The organism is Myceligenerans cantabricum (assembly GCF_054777735.1).
This window is the reverse complement of sequence record NZ_BAAHAJ010000011.1, coordinates 275246-296114: the sequence shown is the minus strand read 5'-3', so window position 1 is coordinate 296114 and position 20869 is coordinate 275246. Positions and strand designations below refer to the sequence as shown.

General features: G+C 72.7%; 19 protein-coding genes. 16 read left to right on the top strand and 3 right to left on the bottom strand.

The window, feature by feature from the left end; genetic code table 11:
• Positions 1 to 11: 11 nt before the first annotated feature.
• The gene (locus ACYU96_RS15935; protein ID WP_460755550.1) at positions 12 to 509 is read right to left on the bottom strand and encodes an inorganic diphosphatase; all 498 of its coding nucleotides are present in this window, start codon (positions 507 to 509) and stop codon (positions 12 to 14) included.
• A gap of 250 nt (positions 510 to 759) precedes the next feature.
• On the opposite strand from ACYU96_RS15935, the gene ACYU96_RS15930 reads away from it, so the two are divergent.
• From ACYU96_RS15930 to ACYU96_RS15860, 15 genes are all read left to right on the top strand, one after another.
• Positions 760 to 2166 (top strand): D-alanyl-D-alanine carboxypeptidase/D-alanyl-D-alanine-endopeptidase, encoded by a 1407-nt coding sequence (locus tag ACYU96_RS15930; protein ID WP_460755547.1) that lies wholly within the window; start codon positions 760 to 762, stop codon positions 2164 to 2166.
• A gap of 47 nt (positions 2167 to 2213) precedes the next feature.
• Positions 2214 to 3365, top strand: a complete 1152-nt coding sequence (locus tag ACYU96_RS15925) for a zinc-dependent metalloprotease (RefSeq protein WP_460755545.1) — start codon at positions 2214 to 2216, stop codon at positions 3363 to 3365.
• A 69-nt stretch (positions 3366 to 3434) separates the two neighbouring features.
• Positions 3435 to 4610: a tRNA lysidine(34) synthetase TilS gene (tilS, locus tag ACYU96_RS15920; RefSeq protein WP_460755542.1), complete on the top strand. Its 1176-nt coding sequence runs from the start codon at positions 3435 to 3437 to the stop codon at positions 4608 to 4610.
• Complete coding sequence (gene hpt / locus ACYU96_RS15915) at positions 4546 to 5100, top strand: hypoxanthine phosphoribosyltransferase (protein WP_460755541.1); 555 nt, start codon at positions 4546 to 4548, stop codon at positions 5098 to 5100. Before tilS ends, hpt begins: the two co-directional genes overlap by 65 nt.
• A gap of 218 nt (positions 5101 to 5318) precedes the next feature.
• Entirely contained in the window at positions 5319 to 7331 is a 2013-nt protein-coding gene (gene ftsH, locus ACYU96_RS15910) for an ATP-dependent zinc metalloprotease FtsH (RefSeq protein ID WP_460755538.1), read from the top strand.
• Positions 7328 to 7951 (top strand): GTP cyclohydrolase I FolE, encoded by a 624-nt coding sequence (gene folE, locus ACYU96_RS15905; protein WP_460755535.1) that lies wholly within the window; start codon positions 7328 to 7330, stop codon positions 7949 to 7951. Before ftsH ends, folE begins: the two co-directional genes overlap by 4 nt.
• A 2-nt stretch (positions 7952 to 7953) precedes the next feature.
• On the top strand, positions 7954 to 8952 hold the full coding sequence (folP, locus tag ACYU96_RS15900) for a dihydropteroate synthase (protein WP_460755895.1): 999 nt from the start codon (positions 7954 to 7956) through the stop codon (positions 8950 to 8952).
• On the top strand, positions 8949 to 11420 hold the full coding sequence (gene folK, locus ACYU96_RS15895; protein WP_460755532.1) for a 2-amino-4-hydroxy-6-hydroxymethyldihydropteridine diphosphokinase: 2472 nt from the start codon (positions 8949 to 8951) through the stop codon (positions 11418 to 11420). Before folP ends, folK begins: the two co-directional genes overlap by 4 nt.
• A 1-nt stretch (position 11421) precedes the next feature.
• Positions 11422 to 11901, top strand: coding sequence for a DUF3180 domain-containing protein (locus tag ACYU96_RS15890; protein ID WP_460755530.1), 480 nt, complete (start codon positions 11422 to 11424; stop codon positions 11899 to 11901).
• A 49-nt stretch (positions 11902 to 11950) separates the two neighbouring features.
• A complete protein-coding gene (locus ACYU96_RS15885) occupies positions 11951 to 12433 on the top strand; it encodes a PH domain-containing protein (protein WP_460755527.1) in 483 nt (160 codons plus the stop codon).
• Positions 12430 to 13992, top strand: coding sequence for a PH domain-containing protein (locus tag ACYU96_RS15880; RefSeq protein ID WP_460755524.1), 1563 nt, complete (start codon positions 12430 to 12432; stop codon positions 13990 to 13992). Before ACYU96_RS15885 ends, ACYU96_RS15880 begins: the two co-directional genes overlap by 4 nt.
• Positions 13964 to 14941 carry a Rossmann-like and DUF2520 domain-containing protein gene (locus tag ACYU96_RS15875; protein ID WP_460755521.1) on the top strand — a complete coding sequence of 326 codons (978 nt, stop codon included), beginning with the start codon at positions 13964 to 13966 and terminating at the stop codon, positions 14939 to 14941. Before ACYU96_RS15880 ends, ACYU96_RS15875 begins: the two co-directional genes overlap by 29 nt.
• The gene (gene panC / locus ACYU96_RS15870; RefSeq protein ID WP_460755519.1) at positions 14938 to 15870 is read left to right on the top strand and encodes a pantoate--beta-alanine ligase; all 933 of its coding nucleotides are present in this window, start codon (positions 14938 to 14940) and stop codon (positions 15868 to 15870) included. The genes ACYU96_RS15875 and panC overlap by 4 nt, the downstream gene beginning before the upstream one ends.
• A gap of 102 nt (positions 15871 to 15972) precedes the next feature.
• The gene (gene panD / locus ACYU96_RS15865; protein WP_460755892.1) at positions 15973 to 16416 is read left to right on the top strand and encodes an aspartate 1-decarboxylase; all 444 of its coding nucleotides are present in this window, start codon (positions 15973 to 15975) and stop codon (positions 16414 to 16416) included.
• Positions 16413 to 18191 carry an L-aspartate oxidase gene (locus ACYU96_RS15860; protein ID WP_460755516.1) on the top strand — a complete coding sequence of 593 codons (1779 nt, stop codon included), beginning with the start codon at positions 16413 to 16415 and terminating at the stop codon, positions 18189 to 18191. The genes panD and ACYU96_RS15860 overlap by 4 nt, the downstream gene beginning before the upstream one ends.
• Positions 18192 to 18213: 22 nt before the next feature.
• Here the strand turns inward: ACYU96_RS15860 and ACYU96_RS15855 are convergent, their stop codons facing one another.
• Entirely contained in the window at positions 18214 to 18834 is a 621-nt protein-coding gene (locus tag ACYU96_RS15855) for an RloB family protein (protein ID WP_460755513.1), read from the bottom strand.
• Positions 18835 to 18841: 7 nt separating this feature from the next.
• Positions 18842 to 20119, bottom strand: coding sequence for an AAA family ATPase (locus ACYU96_RS15850; protein ID WP_460755510.1), 1278 nt, complete (start codon positions 20117 to 20119; stop codon positions 18842 to 18844).
• Positions 20120 to 20340: 221 nt separating this feature from the next.
• Here ACYU96_RS15850 and ACYU96_RS15845 point away from each other — a divergent pair, with 221 nt between their 5' ends.
• Positions 20341 to 20832, top strand: coding sequence for a heme-degrading domain-containing protein (locus ACYU96_RS15845; protein WP_460755507.1), 492 nt, complete (start codon positions 20341 to 20343; stop codon positions 20830 to 20832).
• Positions 20833 to 20869 lie beyond the last annotated feature (37 nt).

Below are 20869 nucleotides of genomic sequence, written 5' to 3'. Positions count from 1 at the left end.
GATCGTCGGCCTCAGTGCTTGTAGTAGCCGGAGTCCTTGGCGCGCTGGAACGAGCGCTCGATCTCGGCCTCGGCCTCGGTGCGGCCCGTCCAGTGGGCGCCCTCGACGGACTTGCCCGGCTCCAGGTCCTTGTAGACCTCGAAGAAGTGCTGGATCTCCAGGCGGTGGAAGTCCGAGACGTCGTCGATGTCCTGGCGCCAGGCGGCGCGCTGGTCACCCGTCGGCACGCACAGGACCTTGTCGTCGCCGCCTGCCTCGTCGCGCATGCGGAACATGCCCAGGGCGCGGCACTTGATCAGGCAGCCGGGGAAGGTCGGCTCCTCCAGGAGGACGAGCGCGTCGAGCGGGTCGCCGTCCTCGCCGAGGGTGCCTTCGATGAAGCCGTAGTCGTCGGGGTAGCGCGTGGAGGTGAAGAGCATGCGGTCGAGGCGGATGCGCCCGGTCTCGTGATCCACCTCGTACTTGTTCCGCTGACCCTTGGGGATCTCGATCGTGACGTCGAACTCCACGCCTCGTGCTCCACTTCGTCGAAAGGGATCGCCCCAGGCATCGCGCCCCGGTGCGGCTGGTTCGCGCGGCAGCGGTGCCTCGCGCGTCCAGTCTGCCACGGTGGAGGTGCACCGACGGGTCCAGGTGGCGAACATGTGGCGAGTCCCACTCGCCGGATTCGGCATAATGCCCCCAGGCATCCTGGACCAGCGCGGGCTTTGCTTCCACTAGACTTGGTCGTGGGTTCGACGTGACGGCGAAGGGAAGTCGATGACCAGGTCAGCGCGGCCGGGCACAGCCGTCGTCGTCCTTCTGGCCCTGCTCGGTGGATATCTCGCGTTCGACGCGCTCGACGTCGTCCCCGGCATGCTCACCACCGCCGAACCCTGGCCCGAGGCCGAGCCGTTCCCGACGGCGCCCGGCGCGGTCGAGGCGCCGCCGCCCGAGCCGGTCTTCCCGGCGCTCCCGCCGTCCGCCCCTGCCCCCGCCGTCGACGACGTCGAGGACCGGATGGGCGCCCTCGTCCGGAACAAGCGGCTCGGCTCGCGGGTCGGCGTCGTCGTCACGGACGCCATCACCGGCGACACGCTCGGCGCCGACTCCGAGGACCGGCCCATGACCCCTGCCTCGACGCAGAAGGTGCTCACCGCCGTCGCGGCGCTGTCGTCGCCCCTGGCCGACCGGACCCTGTCCACCACCGTCGTGCGGGACGAGGACACCATCACGCTCGTCGGCGGCGGCGACATGATGCTCGCCCCCGGTGCGGGCAGCCCGGACGAGATCAACGGGCGCGCCGGCCTCGGCGACCTCGCCGACCAGGTGGCGGCCGAGCTCGACGTCGACGGCACCAGCAAGGTGCGGCTCGCGCTCGACGACAGCCTGTTCAGCGGACCCGGCATCGCGCCCGCCGTCGCGAACGCGAACAAGGCCTACATCGGAGAGGCCGCCCCGGTCGGGGTGAACATCGGCCTCGCCGGGGACGTCTACAGCGCCAGCGGGCCCTGGGTCGAGGACCCGGCGCGGCGCGCCGCCGAGATCTTCGCCGACCGGCTGGGCGAGCGCGGGGTCGAGGTGGCGCAGATCGCCCGGGCCGACGCCCCGGAGGGCGCCGAGACGATCGGCGCGGTCGAGTCGGCGCCCGTCGCCGAGATCACCGAGTTCTTCCTGCACACCTCCAACAACACGATGACCGAGGTGGTCGGCCGGCTCGTCGCCGTCGAGGCGGGTGCGCCCGGCTCCACCGAGGCCGCGACCGAGTCCGTGATGACGGCCGTCGAGGCGCTCGGCGTCGACCTCGACGGGGCACGGCTCAACGACTGCTCCGGCCTCGGCGACGGCTCGCGCCTCAGTGCGCGGCAGCTCGCCGACGTCGTCGGCCTCACCATCGACCCCCGGCACTCCTCGCTCCGCGACGTCGCCGTCGGCATGCCGGTGGGCGGGCTGAACGGGACCCTGTACGACCGGTTCACGGGCGACAGCGCCGCCCGCGGCCTGGTCCGGGCGAAGACGGGCAGCCTGAGCAAGACCCGCGCGCTCTCCGGGACCGTCGTCACCGCGGACCAGCGCCAGCTCGTCTTCGTGGTGCTCGCGGACTCCATCCCCGGCAACGCCGAGGACGCGATCCCGGTCTACGACGACTTCGTCGACTCCCTCGCGAGCTACTCCGCGCCGGAGTGACCGGGCGGGGGCGTCCACCGGTGTCAGGCATCACCTACGGTGGACCGGTGAAGCACATCGCGCCGCCTCCGCAGCTGCTGGTCCCGGTGCGCGCCTCGCGCCTCGGGCCGCGCCCCGCCCTGCTCATGTCGTCCGCACCGGCCATGACGACGTCCGTCTCCGCCGTCGACTGGCCGACAGCGGCACGCATCGCCGCCCGCCTCGCCCCACCCGGCCCGATCGCCCCGCATCAGCGACTCCACGACCTGGTCGGCGGGCTGCGTGCGGCCGCCGACACCGCCGTCGAGCACGTGCACGAGGTCACGCGCCTCACGCCCGGCCCTGCCCCTGCCGAGGTCGTCGTCGTGGACCGCGCCTCCTGGGCGCGGGCGAACACGCAGTCCATGGCCACGCTGGTCGACGGGATCGAGGACGTCGTCCCGCGTGGCCTCGGGCCCGCCGTCCAGGCCGCCGGCGCCGCCGAGGTGGGAGCAGTGCTCGCGCTGCTCAGCGGCCGCGTCCTCGGCCAGTTCGACCCCTACGTGCCCGGCGGCGGCCCCGGCCGGCTCCTGCTCGTGGCGCCGAACATCCTCCAGGCCGAGACCGCCATGGGCGTCCCCGCCCAGGACTTCCGCCTCTGGGTGTGCCTGCACGAGCAGACGCACGCCTGGCAGTTCGCCGTCGCACCCTGGCTCGCCGACCACCTCCGGACGCGGACCCGCGGCCTCGTCAGCGAGCTGACACGCACGTCGGCCGAGCTGGCCAAGGCCCGGATCGACCACAAGATCAAGACGATCGGCTCGGCCGTCCTCGACGCGCTGCGCGGCCGCGGCGACACGCTCGTCGACGGCTTCCTCACCCCCGCCCAGAAGGACGCGCTCGCCGACATCACCGCGGTCATGGCCCTGCTCGAAGGGCACGCGGACGTGATGATGGACGCCGTCGGCCCGTCCGTCGTGCCGTCCGTGCGCCGGATCCGCGCCCGGTTCGAACGCCGGCGCGACGGCGCGGACAAGCCCGCCTTCGACGTCGTCCTCCGACGGCTGCTCGGCATGGACGCCAAGCTCGCCCAGTACCGTGACGGCGCGGCCTTCGTCCGGGCCGTGGAACGGACCGTCGGGCGCGACGGCCTCAACGCGGTCTGGGCCGGACGGGCCAACCTTCCAGACGCCCGCGAGATCCAGGATCCCCGAGCCTGGGTCCGGCGCGTCCACGGGTGACCCCGATGCCCGCCCGCGCCGCCCGCCGCACCCCTCGCCGGCTCGCCCTCGGCCCGGTGGGCTGATCGCATGGCACAGATCGACCCTGCGCTGCGGCGGGCCCGGGCCGCCGTGCGGGACGTGCTGGCCGGGCTGCCGGCCGGGTCGACCGTCCTCGTGGCCTGCTCCGGAGGGGCCGACAGCCTGGCGCTCGCGGCAGCGCTGGCCCACGAGGCGCCCCGGGTGGGGCGGTCGGTGCGGGCCAGGGCGCACGGGGTGCGGGCCGGGGCCGTCGTCGTCGACCACGGTCTCCAGCACGGGTCCGACGACGTCGCCGCGCGTGCCGCCGGGCAGTGCCGCGGCCTCGGCCTGGACCCCGTGCTCGTGCGCCGGGTGCTGGTGCGCCGGAGGACGGCGGACGACGGCGGCGCCGGGTCGGCCGGGGGATTCCGGGGCGGTCTCGAGGCCGCGGCGCGGGACGCGCGGTACGCGACGCTGGACGCGGCGGCGGGCGAGACCGGGGCCGACCTCGTGCTGCTCGGGCACACCCTCGACGACCAGGCGGAGCAGGTGCTGCTCGGGCTCGCGCGCGGCGCGGGGGCGCGGTCGCTGGCGGGGATGCCGGCCGCACGGGGGCGGTACCGGCGTCCGTTCCTCGGGCTGCGGAGAGCCGACACCGAGGCGGTGTGCGCGGCGTCGGGCCTGGACTACTGGACGGATCCGACCAACCTCGTGCCGGGTCCCGCTGCGGCCGGCGCACCGCTGCGGTCGCGGGTGCGCGGGATCGTGCTGCCCGTGCTGGAGGACGTGCTCGGTCCCGGGGCCGCGGAGGCCCTGGTCCGCAGCGCGGCCCAGCTGCGCGACGACACGGACGCGCTGGACACGCTGGCGGCGGACCTCCTGGGCCGGGCCCGTCCGACGGCTCCGGACCCCGACGGCGACGGCGGCACCGTTGTGCTCGACGTCACTGTGCTCGCCGCCGCGCCCGCGGCCTTGCGGCGTCGGGCGCTGCGGCTGGCGGCGCACGAGGTCACCACCGCGCCCACCACCGCGCGCCACGTCGACGCGCTCGACGCGCTCGTCGTCTCGTGGAGTGGACAAGGACCCGCCCACCTCCCGGGTGGGGCACGGGTGGAGCGCGCGTGTGGCAGGCTTTTCCTGCGCCCACAGCGTGCACGGATCCCGAACCCTGGAGTGAGCAGTGGACCAGTCCGACGTCGGTACCGACCTCGAGAAGATCCTCCTGACGGAGGAGGAGCTCGGTAAGAAACTGGACGAGATGGCAGCGAAGATCGACGAGGACTACGCGGGCAGGGACCTGCTCCTCGTCGGCGTTCTGAAGGGCGCGGTCATGGTGATGGCGGACCTGTCACGGCGCCTGCACCACCCCATCGAGATGGACTGGATGGCGGTGTCGAGCTACGGGTCGGGGACGAAGTCCTCCGGCGTCGTCCGCATCCTCAAGGATCTGGACTCCGACCTGAGCGGACGGAACGTGCTCATCGTCGAGGACATCATCGACTCCGGCCTGACACTGTCCTGGCTGGTCTCGAACCTGAAGTCGCGCGGGCCGGCGTCCGTGGAGATCGCCTCGATGCTGCGCAAGCCCGGCGCCGCGAAGACCGACGTCGAGGTGAAGTACCTGGGGTACGACATCCCGAACGAATTCGTGGTGGGTTTCGGTCTCGACTACGCCGAGAACTATCGGAACCTGCCGTTCGTTGCCACTCTGGCGCCGCACGTCTACGGCGGCTGACGAGAGCACGCCGGGAAAGCCGAGAACGTGAGTACTGTGGCGGCTGACTCCGGGGGGACCGGCCCCTTCGCAGGGGTCGGGGGGAAAGCGGCGCCGCGACGAACGGAGCGCGCCGCGCTCTGGGCGAAACGCTTCGGAAGCCCTCAGGGTTTCCGTGTAGTTTCGAACGACAACACTTGCCTCGAGCGGAGGGATGCGGGGCCCCGCCCCGTCTACCGATGAACATCAAGAAGTTTCTGAGCGGGCCGATCATCTGGGTGGTCCTGGCCCTTGTCGTGCTCTCGCTGGCACTGACATCCCTGCTGCAGCCGCGCGTCTCACGGATCACCACGGAGCAGGGCCTGGAGCTGCTGGACGGGAACACCGTCACCAAGGCGCTCGTCGTCGACGGCGAGCAACGGGTCGAGCTCGAGCTCTCCGAGGACTTCACGGCCGAGGAGGGCGAGGACCAGGAAGAGGTCGAGCACGGCAAGAGTGTCGAGTTCTTCTACGTCGAGCCGCAGGGCGAGGAGATCACCGAGGCCGTCAAGGCCTCGGACCCGGAGCTCGGGTACGACTCCGAGGTGCCGCAGCCGAGCTTCTGGGGCTCCATGTTCTCGGTGCTCATCCCGTTCCTGGTGATCGGCCTGCTGTTCTGGTTCCTGCTGTCCCGCATGCAGGGCGGCGGCAACCGCGTCATGGGCTTCGGCAAGTCGAAGGCCAAGCTGGTCAGCAAGGACACGCCGCAGGTCACGTTCACCGACGTGGCGGGCTCGGACGAGGCGGTGGAGGAGCTCCAGGAGATCAAGGAGTTCCTGCAGGAGCCCGCGAAGTTCCAGGCCGTCGGCGCGAAGATCCCCAAGGGCGTGCTGCTCTACGGGCCCCCCGGAACCGGCAAGACCCTCATCGCGCGCGCCGTCGCCGGCGAGGCGGGCGTGCCGTTCTACTCGATCTCCGGCTCGGACTTCGTCGAGATGTTCGTCGGCGTGGGTGCCTCCCGCGTGCGCGACCTGTTCGAGCAGGCGAAGCAGAACTCCCCGGCGATCATCTTCGTGGACGAGATCGACGCCGTCGGCCGTCACCGCGGCGCCGGCATGGGCGGCGGGCACGACGAGCGCGAGCAGACCCTCAACCAGATGCTGGTCGAGATGGACGGCTTCGACGTCAAGACGAACGTCATCCTCATCGCGGCGACGAACCGGCCCGACATCCTGGACCCGGCCCTGCTGCGCCCGGGCCGCTTCGACCGGCAGGTCGCGGTCGAGGCCCCGGACCTGAAGGGCCGCGAGGCCATCCTGACGGTGCACGCGGCGGGCAAGCCGATGGTCGACGAGGTCGACCTCAACGCGGTGGCCCGCCGGACCCCGGGCTTCACCGGCGCCGACCTGGCCAACGTGCTCAACGAGGCGGCGCTGCTCACCGCGCGCAGCGGCGCCCAGCTCATCGACGACCGTGCCCTGGACGAGGCCATCGACCGTGTGATCGCCGGCCCGCAGAAGCGCACGCGCGTGATGAACGACAAGGAACAGAAGATCACGGCGTACCACGAGGGCGGGCACGCGCTGGTCGCGGCCGCCATGCGGTACACCGACCCGGTGACCAAGGTGACGATCCTGCCGCGCGGCCGGGCCCTCGGCTACACGATGGTCATGCCGCTGGAGGACAAGTACTCCACGACCCGTAACGAGCTGCTGGACCAGCTCGCCTACGCGATGGGCGGCCGCGTGGCCGAGGAGATCGTCTTCCATGACCCCACCACGGGTGCCGGCAACGACATCGAGAAGGCGTCCGCGACCGCGCGCAAGATGGTCACCGAGTACGGCATGAGCGAGCGCGTCGGCGCGATCAAGCTCGGCACCGGCAGCGGCGAGCCGTTCCTCGGTCGTGACTACGGCCACCAGCGCGACTACTCGGAGGCCGTGGCCGGCGTCGTCGACGAGGAGGTGCGCAAGCTCATCGAGTCCGCGCACGACGAGGCGTGGGAGGTGCTCACCCAGTACCGCGAGGTGCTGGACGACCTCGTGCTGCGCCTCCTGGAGACGGAGACGCTGAACCAGAAGGAGCTCGAGGAGATCTTCGCGCCGGTCGTGAAGCGCGACGCGCGAACCGTCTGGCTCTCCAGCGAGCAGCGCACCGTGCACACGCGAGGCCCGGTGACCGGCCCGGTCGCGAAGGTGACGCTGAACGGTACGACCGAAGCTCTCACGACCGGCCGCGCGCAGGATCCGGACGACCCGGTGGCGCCCCAGTGAGCAAGCGTTCGGCCCCGTCGGCGACGGACGGCGTGCGCCGGGCGGCGGACGTCCCGCCGTACGACGCCGTCCGCGCCGAGGCCGCGGTCCGGGAGCTGCTGCTCGCCGTGGGCGAGGACCCGGACCGCGAGGGCCTGAAGGACACCCCGGCGCGCGTCGCCCGTGCGTACGCGGAGACCTTCTCGGGCCTGCGCCAGGAGGCGGAGGACGTGCTCACGACGACGTTCGACCTCGGGCACGAGGAGATGATCCTGGTCAAGGACATCGAGGTCTACTCGACGTGCGAGCACCACCTGGTGCCGTTCCACGGCGTCGCCCACGTGGGGTACATCCCCAACGCGAACGGTGCCATCACGGGACTGAGCAAGCTCGCACGGCTCGTCGAGGTGTTCGCCCGGCGCCCGCAGGTGCAGGAGCGGATGACCAGCCAGATCGCCGACTCGCTGATGAAGATCCTCGAGCCGGGCGGCGTGATCGTCGTGGTGGAGTGCGAGCACCTGTGCATGTCCATGCGCGGCGTGCGCAAGCCGGGGGCTCGGACCGTCACCTCGGCGGTGCGCGGACAGATGCGCGACGCGGTGACTCGTGCCGAGGCGATGAGCCTGATCATCGGGAAGTGACGATGGGCGCCACGACGAACGTGCGCGACGCGGAGGTCGCAGGGCTGCCCGAGCTGTCCGGGCTCGGCCGCACGCTGGTGATGGGGGTGGTCAACGTGACCCCCGACTCGTTCTCCGACGGCGGCGAGTGGTACGAGCCGGACAGCGCCGTCGCGCACGCGCTGGAGCTGCTCGGCGAGGGCGCGGACGTCCTCGACGTCGGCGGGGAGTCCACCCGGCCCGGCGCCGGGCGCGTCCCGCAGGACCAGGAGCTGGCACGGGTGCTGCCCGTGATCGAGGCGCTCGCCGCGCGCGGGGCGGTCGTGTCGGTGGACACCACGCGGGCCGCCGTCGCGGAGCGTGCGGTGGCGGCGGGGGCGCGGATCGTGAACGACGTCTCCGGCGGCCTCGCGGACCCCGCCATGGCGCCCGCGGTCGCCGACCTGGGCGTTCCCTATGTGGCGATGCACTGGCGCGGCCACTCGGACGTGATGGACAGCCTCGAGGTGTACGACGACGTCGTGACGGAAGTTCGTGACGAACTCTCCGCGCGGATGGATGCTCTGGTCGGGGCAGGTGTGGATGCTGCGCAGATCATCCTGGATCCCGGCCTCGGGTTCTCCAAGGCGGGTGCGCTGAACTGGCCGCTGCTGGCGCACCTGGACGCGCTCGGAGCGCTCGGGCGCCCGGTGCTGGTCGGGGCGTCGCGCAAGCGATTCCTCGGGCACCTGCTCGGGCAGCCCGGCGGCGAGCCGGCGCCCCCGCGCGCACGCGACGACGCGACGGCGGCCGTGTCCACGCTCTCCGCCGCCGCGGGCGCCTGGTGCGTGCGCGTGCACGCGGTACGGGCCTCGGCGGACGCCGTGCGCGTGGCGGCCGCGTGGGGACGAGCCCGCCGAAGTGGTGACTCCGCGGACAAGTCCGTGGAGTCGCTCACTTTCGGTGGGACGGACGTCGGTGGACTTGCGCCGACCTGGCAGGATTCTGAGACGTGCGACGATCACGGGGGGAGCCCACGGTGACCAACAGCTTTGCGGCGGTGGCAGGTCAGGACGGACAGCCGCTGGACCAGATCCGGATCACGGGAATCAGGGGGACGGGTCGCCACGGCGTGCTCGCCTCCGAGCGTGCGACGGGTCAGGAGTTCGCGGCCGACGTCGTGCTCCACGTCGACTCGCGCGTAGCCGCCGCCAGTGACGACCTCCGCGCCACGGTCAGCTACGCGGAGGTGGCCCAGGAGGCGTACGACGTGCTCGTGGGCGAGCCCGTCGACCTCGTCGAGACGCTCGCCGAGCGCATCGCCGCCGTCACGCTCCGGCACCGGCCCGTGCAGGCCGTGGACGTGAGCGTGCACAAGCCGCAGGCGCCGATCCCGGTGGCGTTCGACGACGTCGTGGTGACGATCCGCCGTGACCGCGAGGCGGCCCCGCCCGTGGTGGACGTGACGCAGGCCGCCGCCGGCGAGCGGCCGGCCCGGCCCGAGGCCTCGGGGCCGACGACGGCGGGCGAGCCCGCGTCCTCGGTCGTCGACCCGCTGACCGCGCCGATCGGCGACGTGACCACCGACGAGCCCGCCGCTCCCACGGTCGAGACCACCGGTGGCCAGACGCCCCTGCTCGTCGGCGACCTCGTCGTCCCGGGGATCGACCCGGTCGGCTCGAACGGGGCCGCACGGTCCGGTGACGCCGGGTACGACCTGCCGTCGCCCCGCCAGGAGCAGCCTGCCGCCTTCGCGCCGGAGCCGGCCGCTCCGGCCTCGGACCCCGGCGCTCCGGCAACCGATCCGTCCGGCGGCCCCGCGCCGGCCGAGACCGCGGCCGAGCAGTCGCGGCCGCGGGAATCCGGTCTGATCGACGTCGTGCCTCCGGCCGAGCCCGGTGCTCCCGTCTTCGAACCGCACGCGGACGCGCCGGCGCGTCCTGTCGCCGAGGAGGCCACGGTCCGTCGCCCGGCCTACGACCCGGCCGCGACCCAGGCGCCGTCGAGCTTCGCGGGCGCACCGGCAGCCGAGGCGCCGGGCGCCGAGCCGTACCAGCCCGAGTACCAGCAGGACCTCCAGCAGCAGTTCGCGCCTGAGCAGGCGGCCTACGCGGAGCAGGCCTCGTACACCGACCAGGCGCAGTACGCGGAGCAGACTCCGTACACCACCGACCAGGCGCAGTACGTGGAACAGGCGCCCTATGCCGAGCAGGCTCCGTACGCGGAGCAGACGCAGCATGCCGAGCAGGCGTCCTATGCCGAGCAGGCTCCGTACGCCGACCAGGCACCGTCTGTCGCCTACGCGGAGCAGCAGACTCACGGGGACCAGTACGCCCCGGCTCCGGGGCAGGCACCCGCGGACCGTCTCGACGAGACGCCGGCCGAGCCGGTCGAGGTGGTGCTCGCGCTCGGCGCGAACCTCGGTGACCCGCAGGCGACCCTGCGTGCGGCGGTGATGGACCTGGACCGCATCGCGGGCCTGCAGATCACCGACGTCTCGCCGCTGGCCCGCACGGCCGCTGTCGGCGGGCCGGAGCAGCCCGACTACCTGAACGCCGTCGTTGTGGCCCGCACGGCGCTCCCGCCGCGCGGGCTGCTGCACGCGTGCCAGGCGGTCGAGCACTCGCACGGCCGCACGCGTGAGGAGCACTGGGGTCCGCGCACCCTCGACATCGACATCGTCACGTACGGGCACGTCACGGCGGCCGCCGACGACCTCGAGGTGCCGCACCCGCGTGCCCACGAGCGCGCGTTCGTGCTGGAGCCGTGGTCGCAGCTCATGCCGGACGCGGTGCTGCCCGGTCTGGGCGGCGGTCCCGTCGCCCAGCTCGCGGCGACGGCGACGGACCGGCAGGGCATCCGCTGGCTCGCGCTGGACTGGCTGACCGAGTCGAACTCGGGCGCCGACCCGACCGGCGACGTCGAACCCCAACCGACCGCGTCGCACCGCCCGTACAACCCGCCGTCGGCCCCGGAGTCGCAGGCGCCGAGCCAGCACGCTCCGGAGCAGCAGGTCCCGGAGCAGCGGGCGCACCAGGGCCCGTCGCCGCACGAGCAGCCGTTCCAGGGCGGGCCCACCGCGGCAGCCGACCCGTTCCAGCAGCAGCACGACGCCGCACCGCAGGGTCTCGGCGCGGAGCAGGTGCCGCAGCACCCGCAGGCGCAGCCGTCCGGTGCCGTGCCGCCGCCGGAGGAGGCGCTGGTCCCGGCCCCGCACGCGCCGGTCGCCACCCCGGCGTCCCCGATGCCGCAGGCCCCGCACACGCCGCCCGGTGCGCCGATGGTCCCGCCGGCGGTGCGCGAGACCGCGCACCAGGAGGTCCTGGCGGAGCCGTTCCCGCCCGAGTCGGTGCAGCAGGCGCAGCCGGTCTTCTCCCCGGTGCGGCCGCAGCCGGGCGAGGTCCCGTTCGCGCCGGTGAACCCGCCGCCGAGCGAGCACCAGGCGGAGCTCGCGGGCGATCGGCCGGCCTGGGCGCCGGTCCGCCCCGAGGACAACGGGCATCGCGGCTGAGATGCGCCGGACGTCGATCCTCAGCCTGGTCGCGGTCTTCGCCGGCGTCGCCGTCGTCGGTTGGCCGGTGCTGCGCGCGCTGGAGGCCAACGGCGTCCACCTGCCGCCGGTCCCGTGGCTCGTCGACGTGGCGATCGTGGCGCTGGCCACGACGGTGTTCTGGCTCGGCTGGACGGTGCGGGCCTACCAGAAGGGGGACCGGCCGTCGCTGGACGGTCTCCGGGCGGCGCGGACCCTCGTCCTCGCCAAGGCGGCGTCGCTGACGGGCGCGCTGCTCGGTGGCTGGTACCTCGCGCAGGTGCTGCTCGTGCTGCCGGACCTGGGGATCGAGCCGCGCCGGGCGATGGCGGTCGCGGCGGTGATCGCGGTCGTCTGCTCGGTGGTGCTGTCCGTCGTGGGGGTGCTCGCGGAGCGGTTCTGCCAGCTCCCCCCGCCGGACGGCGAGGAGAGCGACACGAACGGCTCGACGGCCCCGGCATGACGCCGGGCCGCTCGCGTCGGGACGGGATACCGCGTGCGAGGATGACACCATGACCAGCCCCTTCGACCCGGACGACGTCACGTGGAGCCGGGTCTCTCCCCGACTCACCACGGCGCGCCTGATCCCTGCGACGATCACCTTCGCCGTGCCGATCCTGGCCGGATCGATCCTCGCCGCGACCGTCTCGCCGTGGTTCTGGCTGCTCGCCGGGATCCCCGTGCTGCTCCTGGCGTGGACGGTGATCGTCGTGCCCCGGCAGGTGCGCGCCATCGGCTACGCGGAGCGGGAGGACGACCTGCTGATCCGCAAGGGCATCCTGTTCCGCTCCCTCACGGTGGTGCCGTACGGCCGCATGCAGTACGTCGACGTCGAGGCCGGTCCGCTGGACCGCAAGCTCGGGTTGGCGAAGGTGCAGCTGCACACCGCGTCGGTGGGCACCGACGCGCAGATCCCCGGCCTGCCGCCCCAGGAGGCGGCCCGCCTGCGCGACCGTCTCGCCTCTCGCGGTGAGGCGAGGCTGGCGGGGCTGTGAACACGCCGGGTACGACGTCGGACGCGGTGCCCGACCACGACGCCGCGCTGCACTGGCGCCGGGTGCACCCCGTCACGCCCATGGTCCGGGGCTGGGCCGTGCTGGGCGGTGCGATCTTCGTCATCGGGCAGCAGACGTTCAACGGTGGCCCGGAGGAGGGCGGCATCATCGGGCTGCTCACGAGCCCGTACTGGTGGACGGTGCCGGTGGGGCTGGTCCTCGTCGGCCTGGTGGGCTTCGGGTTCGCCGCGCTCGCCTGGCGGATGACGACGTACGCCGTCGGCGACGAGACGGTCCACCTGCGCCGCGGGGTCGTGTTCCGGCAGCAGCGGCACGCCCGCCTCGACCGGCTGCAGGCTGTGGACGTGCGCCAGCCGCTCGTGGCGCGCCTGTTCGGGCTGTGCGAGCTGAAGCTCGAGGTGGCCGGCGGCTCGGACTCCGGCATCGCCATCGGGTACCTGCGTGACGCCGACGCGAGCGCGCTGCGCAACGAGCTCCTCGCCCGGGCGGCGGGACTCAAGGGCACGCCCGTGCCAGCCGCCGCGCAGCACCCGGTCGGGCCCGGCGCCGGCCTGGGCCGCGAGGACGGCTCGGTCGACGGGGACGCGGGAGCGACGCCGGTCCCGGACGTGCCCGCGGCCGCCCCGGAGGCACCCGAGCACCCCGTCCTGGAGGTCCAGATGGGGCGCCTGGTCCTCTCGCTGCTGCGCACCGGCGTGACGATCTTCCTGATCCTCTTCGTCGTCGGGCTGGTCGTGACGATGGTCGTCACGCGCACGCCCCAGATCTTCTTCACGGTGATCGCGCCGCTCGTCGGCGTCGGCGGCTACCTGTTCAACCGGTTCTCCACGGAGTTCGCGTTCCGGGTCGCGATCAGCGCGGACGGTATCCGGCTGCGCCACGGCCTGCTCGAGACCCGCGCCCAGACCATCCCGCCCGGGCGGGTGCAGGCGGTGCAGATCACCCAGGGCCTGCTGTGGCGGGGTCGCGACTGGTGGCGCGTGCACGTCAACGTCGCGGGGTACGCGGCCGAGGGCAGCTCGGACACCACCAACGTGCTGCTGCCCGTCGGTACCCGCGACGAAGCCCTCACCGTGCTGTCACTCGTCCTGCCGGACCTGGGCGTCGACGACCCGCGCGCGGTCCTGGAGCACGGGCTGACCGGCGACTCGCGGACCGACAGCCGCTTCACCGGGAGCCCGCCGAGCGCCGTCTGGGTGGATCCGGTCGGCTGGCGCCGGCAGGGTTTCGCGGCGACCGGTCGCGCGCTCTTGCTGCGCAGCGGGCGGCTGTACCGCATCCTGGCAGTGGTGCCGCACGAGCGGACCCAGTCCCTGAAGATCGAAGCGGGGCCGCTCCAGCGGCGGCTGGGGCTCGCCTCGTTCCAGGTGCACACCACGCCGGGGCCGGTCAGCCCGGCCGTGCACCACCTTGCCGCCGCGGACGCTGCGGAGCTGCTCGAGGAGCAGGCCGCGCGGGCTCGGACGGCGCGTGCCCACGCAGGACCCGAACGCTGGATGGAGGGATCCGTTGAGAACACCGCCCGACCCGACCAGTGATCCCGCGACCAGGCCGGGGAGGCTTGGCGTGGGGGTGGTGGGCGCCGGACGGGTCGGTGCGGTCCTGGGCAGCGCGCTGCGCGCGGCAGGGCACACCGTCGTCGGCGCCAGCGGCATCTCCGAGGAGTCGCGCGAGCGCATCGGCACGCTGCTGCCCGGGGTACCGGTCCTCGAGATCGCCCAGGTGGTGGAGCGTGCCGAGCTCGTGCTGCTCGCGGTGCCCGACGACGCCCTCGGACCCCTCGTGGCCGGGCTGGCCGACACCGGCGCGTGGCAGCCGGGGCAGCTGGCGATCCACACCTCGGGGGCGTCGGGCACGGCGGTGCTGGAGCCCGCCCGCCTCGCCGGCACGATCCCGCTCGCGATCCACCCGGCGATGACGTTCACGGGCACGTCCCTGGACCTGGCCAGGATCGAGGGCTGCACGTTCGCCGTCACGGCTCCGGCGGCCGTGCAGCCGATCGGGCAGGCGCTCGTGGTGGAGATCGGCGGGGAGCCGGTGATCGTCCCGGAGGAGGCGCGCGCGCTGTACCACGCGGGGCTCGCCCACGGTTCGAACCACCTGGTGGTGCTCGTGGCGCAGGCCGCGCAGGCGTTGCAGGAGGCGGGGATCGTCACGCCCGGCCGGGTGCTGGCGCCGCTGCTCGGCGCGGCCCTGGAGTCGGCGACGCGGGCGGCCGACGTCGCGGGCGACGAGGGCCCGGGGGCGATCACCGCACTGACCGGCCCGGTCTCCCGGGGCGACGTCGGCACCGTGGAACGCCACCTGGAGGTGCTGGCCGACCTGGCGACGCGTACCGGCGCCACCGACGTCCCGGCCGGATACAGCGAGCTGGCCCGCGGTGCCGCGCGCCGAGCCCTCGCGAGCCACCGCATCGGCGACGGCACGGCGAGCGCGCTCCTGGACGCCCTGGACCGCCCCCGCGCAGAGAGGAACAACCACCGATGACCGCGACGACCGACGACACCCCCGCGCTCCCGCAGGTGGTCCGCACGCGCGCGGACCTGCGCGAGGCCCTGGTGCGGTGGACGATGTCGGCCCCGATGGGCAGCCTCGCCGGGGACGTCGCCCCGGCACGTCGCGCCGTGGTGATGACGATGGGCGCGCTGCACGACGGCCACCTGGAGCTCGTGCGCCGGGCGCGCGCGGAGGCCGGGCCGAACGGCCAGGTCCTGGTGACGATCTTCGTGAACCCGCTGCAGTTCGGCGAGGGCGAGGACCTCGCTGCCTACCCGCGCGACCTGGACGGCGATGTCGAGAAGCTGGCGTCGGTGGGTGCCGACGTCGTGTTCGCCCCCGGGCCCGACGTCGTCTACCCGTTCGGGGAGCCGATCGTGCGGGTGTCCGCGGGCCGGATCGGCGAGATCCTGGAGGGCGAGTTCCGGCCGGGGCACATGGGCGGCGTGCTCACCGTGGTGCTGAAGCTGCTGCACCTGGTGCGGCCCGACGTGGCGCTGTTCGGGGAGAAGGACGCCCAGCAGCTCATGGCCGTGCGCCGGATGGCCGCGGACCTGGACCTGGACGTCGAGATCGTCGGTGTCCCGACGGTCCGCGACGCGGACGGGCTGGCCCTGTCGTCGCGCAACGCCTACCTGTCCGACGACGAGCGCGAGAGCGCACTCGCCCTGTCGCGTGCGCTGCGGGCGGGGGCCGGGGCCGCGGCCGAGGGAGCGCCCGAGGTGCGGCGCGCGGCGTCGGACATCCTGAACGCCGCCGAGGGCGTCCAGGTGGACTACCTCGCACTCGTCGATCCGACTACCGTTGACGATGTGCCCACCGACCACAAGGGTCCCGCGCTGCTCCTGGTGGCCGCGCGAGTAGGCACGACCAGACTGATCGACAACCAGGCTGTCGAGGTGTCGCCGCAGGTCACGTAGGTGATCAGGGACGCGGTGGCGCCGTCGTCCAGGAGGCATGGAACCGTGAACGACACCCCGCGCCGGGCGCCCGCACGCCGTCCGGCATCGCTGCAGCGGCCGATGATGATCTCCAAGATCCACCGCGCCACGGTCACTCAGGCCGACCTGCACTATGTGGGATCCATCACCGTCGACGCCGAGCTGCTCGACGCGGTGGACCTGGTCCCGGGGCAGCAGGTCGACGTCGTCGACGTGACCAACGGGTCCCGGCTCACCACCTACGTCATCCCCGGTGCACCGGGCTCCGGGCAGATCTGCATCAACGGTGCGGCCGCGCACCTGGTCGACCCGGGCGACATCGTGATCATCATCGGCTACGGCATGCTGTCCGACGCCGACGCGCGCACCTTCCTGCCGAACGTCGTCTTCGTGGACGAGAACAACCGGATCGTCGAGCAGGGCGACGAGCCGGGCCATGTCCCGGACGGGTACGGCCTGAGCGAGAGCGGCCTGCCGATCGAGCCGTTCCAGCGCGTGACGACGGACGCGCCGGCCCGCGCATGACGCTCCCCACCGCGCGGCTCGCGCGGGCCCTGGCCGCACCCGAGCCAGGCTGGACCACCCGGGTGGACGCCGTCGTGGTGGGGTCCGGGATCGCCGGCCTCACCGCCGCGCTCGAGCTGCGCACGCGCGTGCCCCGGGTGCTGCTCGTGACCAAGGGGGAGCTGTCCAGCGGTTCGACGGTGTGGGCGCAGGGCGGCATCGCCGCCGCGCTCGACCCGGAGGACACCCCCGAGGCGCACCTGCAGGACACCCTCGCTGCCGGCGGCGGCCTGTCCGATCCCGACGCCGTGAAGGTGCTGGTCACCGAAGGGCCGGAGCGGGTCCGCGAGCTCGTCGCGCGCGGCGCGGTGTTCGACGCCGAGCCTGGCGGCGGCATCGCCCTCACGCGCGAGGGCGGCCACCACGCCGACCGGATCGCCCACGCGGGCGGCGACGCGACGGGCCGGGAGATCTCTCGCGCGCTGGTCGCCCAGATCGAGGCGGTCCGCAACGACCCGGGCATCGAGATCATCGAGCACGCCCTGGTCCTGGACATCCTCACGTCCGCGCCGTCTGCCGCCGCGCCTGTCGCCTCCGGCGTCCCTGTCGCGCCCGCCGAGCCTGTCGCGCCCCGGGCCGCGGGCGCGACAGGGGCTGCCGGTGCCTCCGCGGCCGCGGGCGTCAGGAGTGTGGCCGGGGTGACGCTGCACGTGCGGGGCGAGGGGTCGCGGGACGGGGTGGGCGCCGTTCTCGCGCCGGTGGTGATCCTTGCCACCGGGGGGATCGGGCAGGTGTTCCGGTCGTCGACCAACCCGGCGGGCGCCACCGGCGACGGGATCGCGGCGGCGCTGCGGGCGGGCGCCGTCGTCGGCGACCTGGAGTTCGTGCAGTTCCACCCGACGGTGCTGTGGCTCGGGTCGGGCGCGAAGGGGCAGCTCCCGCTGATCAGCGAGGCCGTGCGGGGCGAGGGCGCGCTGCTGCTCGACGTCGACGGCCACCGCTTCATGCCCGGCGTGCACGAGATGGCGGAGCTCGCGCCGCGCGACGTCGTCGCGCACGCCATCGTCCGGCAGCTCGCCGCGACCGGCGCCGACAACGTGCTGCTCGACGTGCGGCACCTGGGGCGCGGGTTCCTGTCCCGGCGGTTCCCGACCATCACGCGGCGGCTCGCCGAGCTCGGCATCGACTGGTCCGAGGAGCCGGTGCCCGTGGCCCCGGCCCAGCACTACCACTCCGGCGGCGTCGTGACCGACCTGGCGGGACGCTCCTCGGTTCCCGGGCTGTACGCGGTGGGCGAGGTTGCCTGCACGGGGGTGCACGGCGCGAACCGGCTGGCGTCCAACTCGCTGCTGGAAGGGCTGGTGTTCGCGCACCGAGCCGCGCACGACGTCGCCGAGCGGTACGCAGCGGGGGACCTGTCCACCGTGCCCGAACCGGCCGAACGGCCCGGCGGCACCGCGCTCGTCGCGGCGGTGGCGCGGTCCCGGGTGGAGAAGGCGATGTCGGACGGGTCGGGGGTGATCCGCACGGCGGCGTCGCTCGCCCGGACGGACGAGCGGCTGGCCGCGGTGCGCTCGGACGCGCACGTCGCCGCCGAGGTGGTCGCGGAACCGCAGGCCGCCGAGTGGGAGACCACGAACGTGCACCAGGTGGCGCGCGCGCTGACCCGCGCGGCGTGGCTCCGCACGGAGTCCCGCGGCGGCCACTTCCGCGCCGACCACCCGGCACCCGACCCGGACTGGGAACGCCGTGTCCTGGTCAGCCTGGACGACGACGGCGCCGTGCGGGTGCGCTGACGTCGGCGGTCGCCGGTGATACCTAGCCCGACGCCCGGCCGCCAGTTCCTCCGTCCTCTGCCATCTCGATGAAGCGGTAGATGCTTGTGGACGGGTTGTCATGAGGGAACGAACTGCCGTCGCGCTCATGGCGCTGCTCGAGCTTGCGCGCACGGGCGGCGGCTTCGGCGCGCAGGGGCAGGAGCGATTCTGCGTCGACATGCTTGCCTGAAACGCTTGAGAGCTCGTTCGCGCGGCGGCACGCAGCGTCGGTGGACAGATAGCCGTTCACGTCCTCGACGTGCAGAAGTAGCCAGATCTCGAAGCACGGGTTGGAGAGAGCGATGTGGACCTTGTCGTGAGCGGCGGCGAGATGCACTGCCTCTCTCAAGCGTGGGTGCGGCTGCGGCGACTCGACATCGAACAGACACCACACATCATCGATCTCCGCGTCGCCCGCGTACTGGATCGCCTTCTCGACAAGCGGGTAGGGAACGACGTGTTCGGAGGCGATCGTGATGCTTGTGCGACGTCTGACCCGCTCAAGGCGCTTCAGAGCCTTGATGTAGGCCGGCTCGGTCGTGTCTCCCTCAGTGAGGACTAGGATGGTTCGCCGTTCGGTGCGGGTCTCGGCCGAACGCCGGAGAGACGTTTTTCTGCCCATGGTGCGATCAACCGATCAGGCCGAGCTCGCGCAGCTCAGTCGGGTCGATCTCAGGAAGCGCGCCGTAGCGCCCGTGCAAGTAGGCCGCCTCGATGTTGACGGACTTCCGGACCCGTTCGCCGGCGAAGTCTGCCAAGGCCCCGAGCTCGGTGGACCCGTCCGGACGCTTCTGCGTGAGCCACACCTCGTCACGGTTCAAGTGGTTGAGCAGGCTCGTGTCGTGCGACGTGAAGATCAGCTGCGCGCCGTGCGGGTTGGTCGTCCGCTCGCGGAAGATGCGCAAGAGCGCGGCTGACAGCACAGGATGAAGGCTCGCGTCGAGTTCGTCGAAGACGATCGGGGTGCCCGAGCGGAGAGATCTGATCACCGGACCGATGAGTGAGAACCAGGTCTGCGTCCCCTCTGATTCCTGGTAGAGGTCAAGTGGCAGCGGTCCGTCAGCGGTCTGGTGGATGAGTCGTGGACGCAGGAGACTTCTCGGTGGTCTGTCTCCCAGTAGTGCCGGCACCTCCTCGCGGTCGAAGACGACTTCACTGACGCCAAGGTCGGCGAGGCGCAACAAGGCGAGCGCCTGATCGCGCTCGTTCGAGCGATCTGTCTCGAACAACGGAGGCTGGTCGTGTGGCGCCGGAGGTTCGACGTCGAAGATCTTCCGTGTCTCGCGGTGTCCCAGATCCGAGGTCCAGTGGCTACTCCGCCCGGGCAGCTTGCCAAACGCGCGGATCTGCGCGATCGCCTGCGCGAACTCCTTCGCGTCAGTCAGGTCGAACCGAGCGGCAAGGGACAGCAGGAGTGTGGTGGGGGTGAGGAGTTCAAGGACCAACCGGGCCGATCCGAGCTCGCGGTTCAGCTCGACGCCCTGGCCGTTGCGTTCGAAGATCCGGCGAGACTTCTTGTTCGGGTAGTGGAAGAGCTCTTCCCGCAGGATGGCTGTGGCGTCGACTTCGAGCAGGTACTCGAACCGCACCCCATTGACCAAGTAGTCGACTGTGAACTCGGTCGTGGAGTGGTTCGGTTCGCTCGCGAAGGCGAACTGCTCGATCGGAATCTCGTCCTCCCACGCCCGGAGCGAATCTCGCACCGCATCTGCGAGCCAGACGAGCGCCGCGAGAACGTTGGACTTTCCGGAGGCGTTCGGTCCGTAGACGGCGGAGCGGGTCAGGATGCTCTCGCCGAGATTCGGGGCATCGTGTGCCGCCTCGCGGTCGCGGTCGACAGCGACCATGGACAGTTCCACCTCGGATGCGATGGAGCGGTAGTTCTTCACCTCGAAGCGCACGAGCATCAAGCCAATGTATCCCAGATGCTGCAAGCAAAGGGTGATTATCGTCGATCTCATGCGAGAAGTGGCCGGTGGTCTCCCAGATCGTGCAGCGAGACCTGATTGGATCTCGGTGTCCCGGGTGGGCGACGTGCGTGCGTGCCCCAACGCCTCGGCCCTGGGCCGGTCAGGGTCAGGGGGGTGAACTCTGCAGGTTCGTTGATGCGATCCGCCATGATGGCGTCATGAACGACGACGCGCAGACAGCCATCGCCGAGGTGACCGAGCAGGAGGCCGAGCTGGTCCTGACCACCTTCACGCACGACGACGCCTGGCGCCTGGGCACCCGGCTCACCGAGCTCGCGATCGAGCGGGAGCTTCCGGTGACGATCGACATCCGCACGGGGACGCAGCAGGTCTTCCACGCGGCACGCCCGGGCACGACGCCGGACAACGACTCCTGGGTGGAGCGCAAGGTGCGGGTGGTCTACCGGTTCGGCGCGTCGTCGTACCTGGTGGGGCTGAAGGTCAGGGCGCAGGGCCGGGACTTCAACGCCACCCACGACCTACCGCTCCAGGAGTACGCCGCGCACGGCGGCGCGTTCCCGGTCCGGGTCGCCGGGGTGGGCATCGTGGGCGTCGTGACGGTCTCGGGCCTGGCGCAGCAGGACGACCACGCCCTGGTCGTCGAGGCGCTCCGCGACCTGGTCACGGCGGCCGCCGCACCACCGGCCTGACGGCCCCGGCCGTGCCGCAGGCCCGTCGATCGACAGC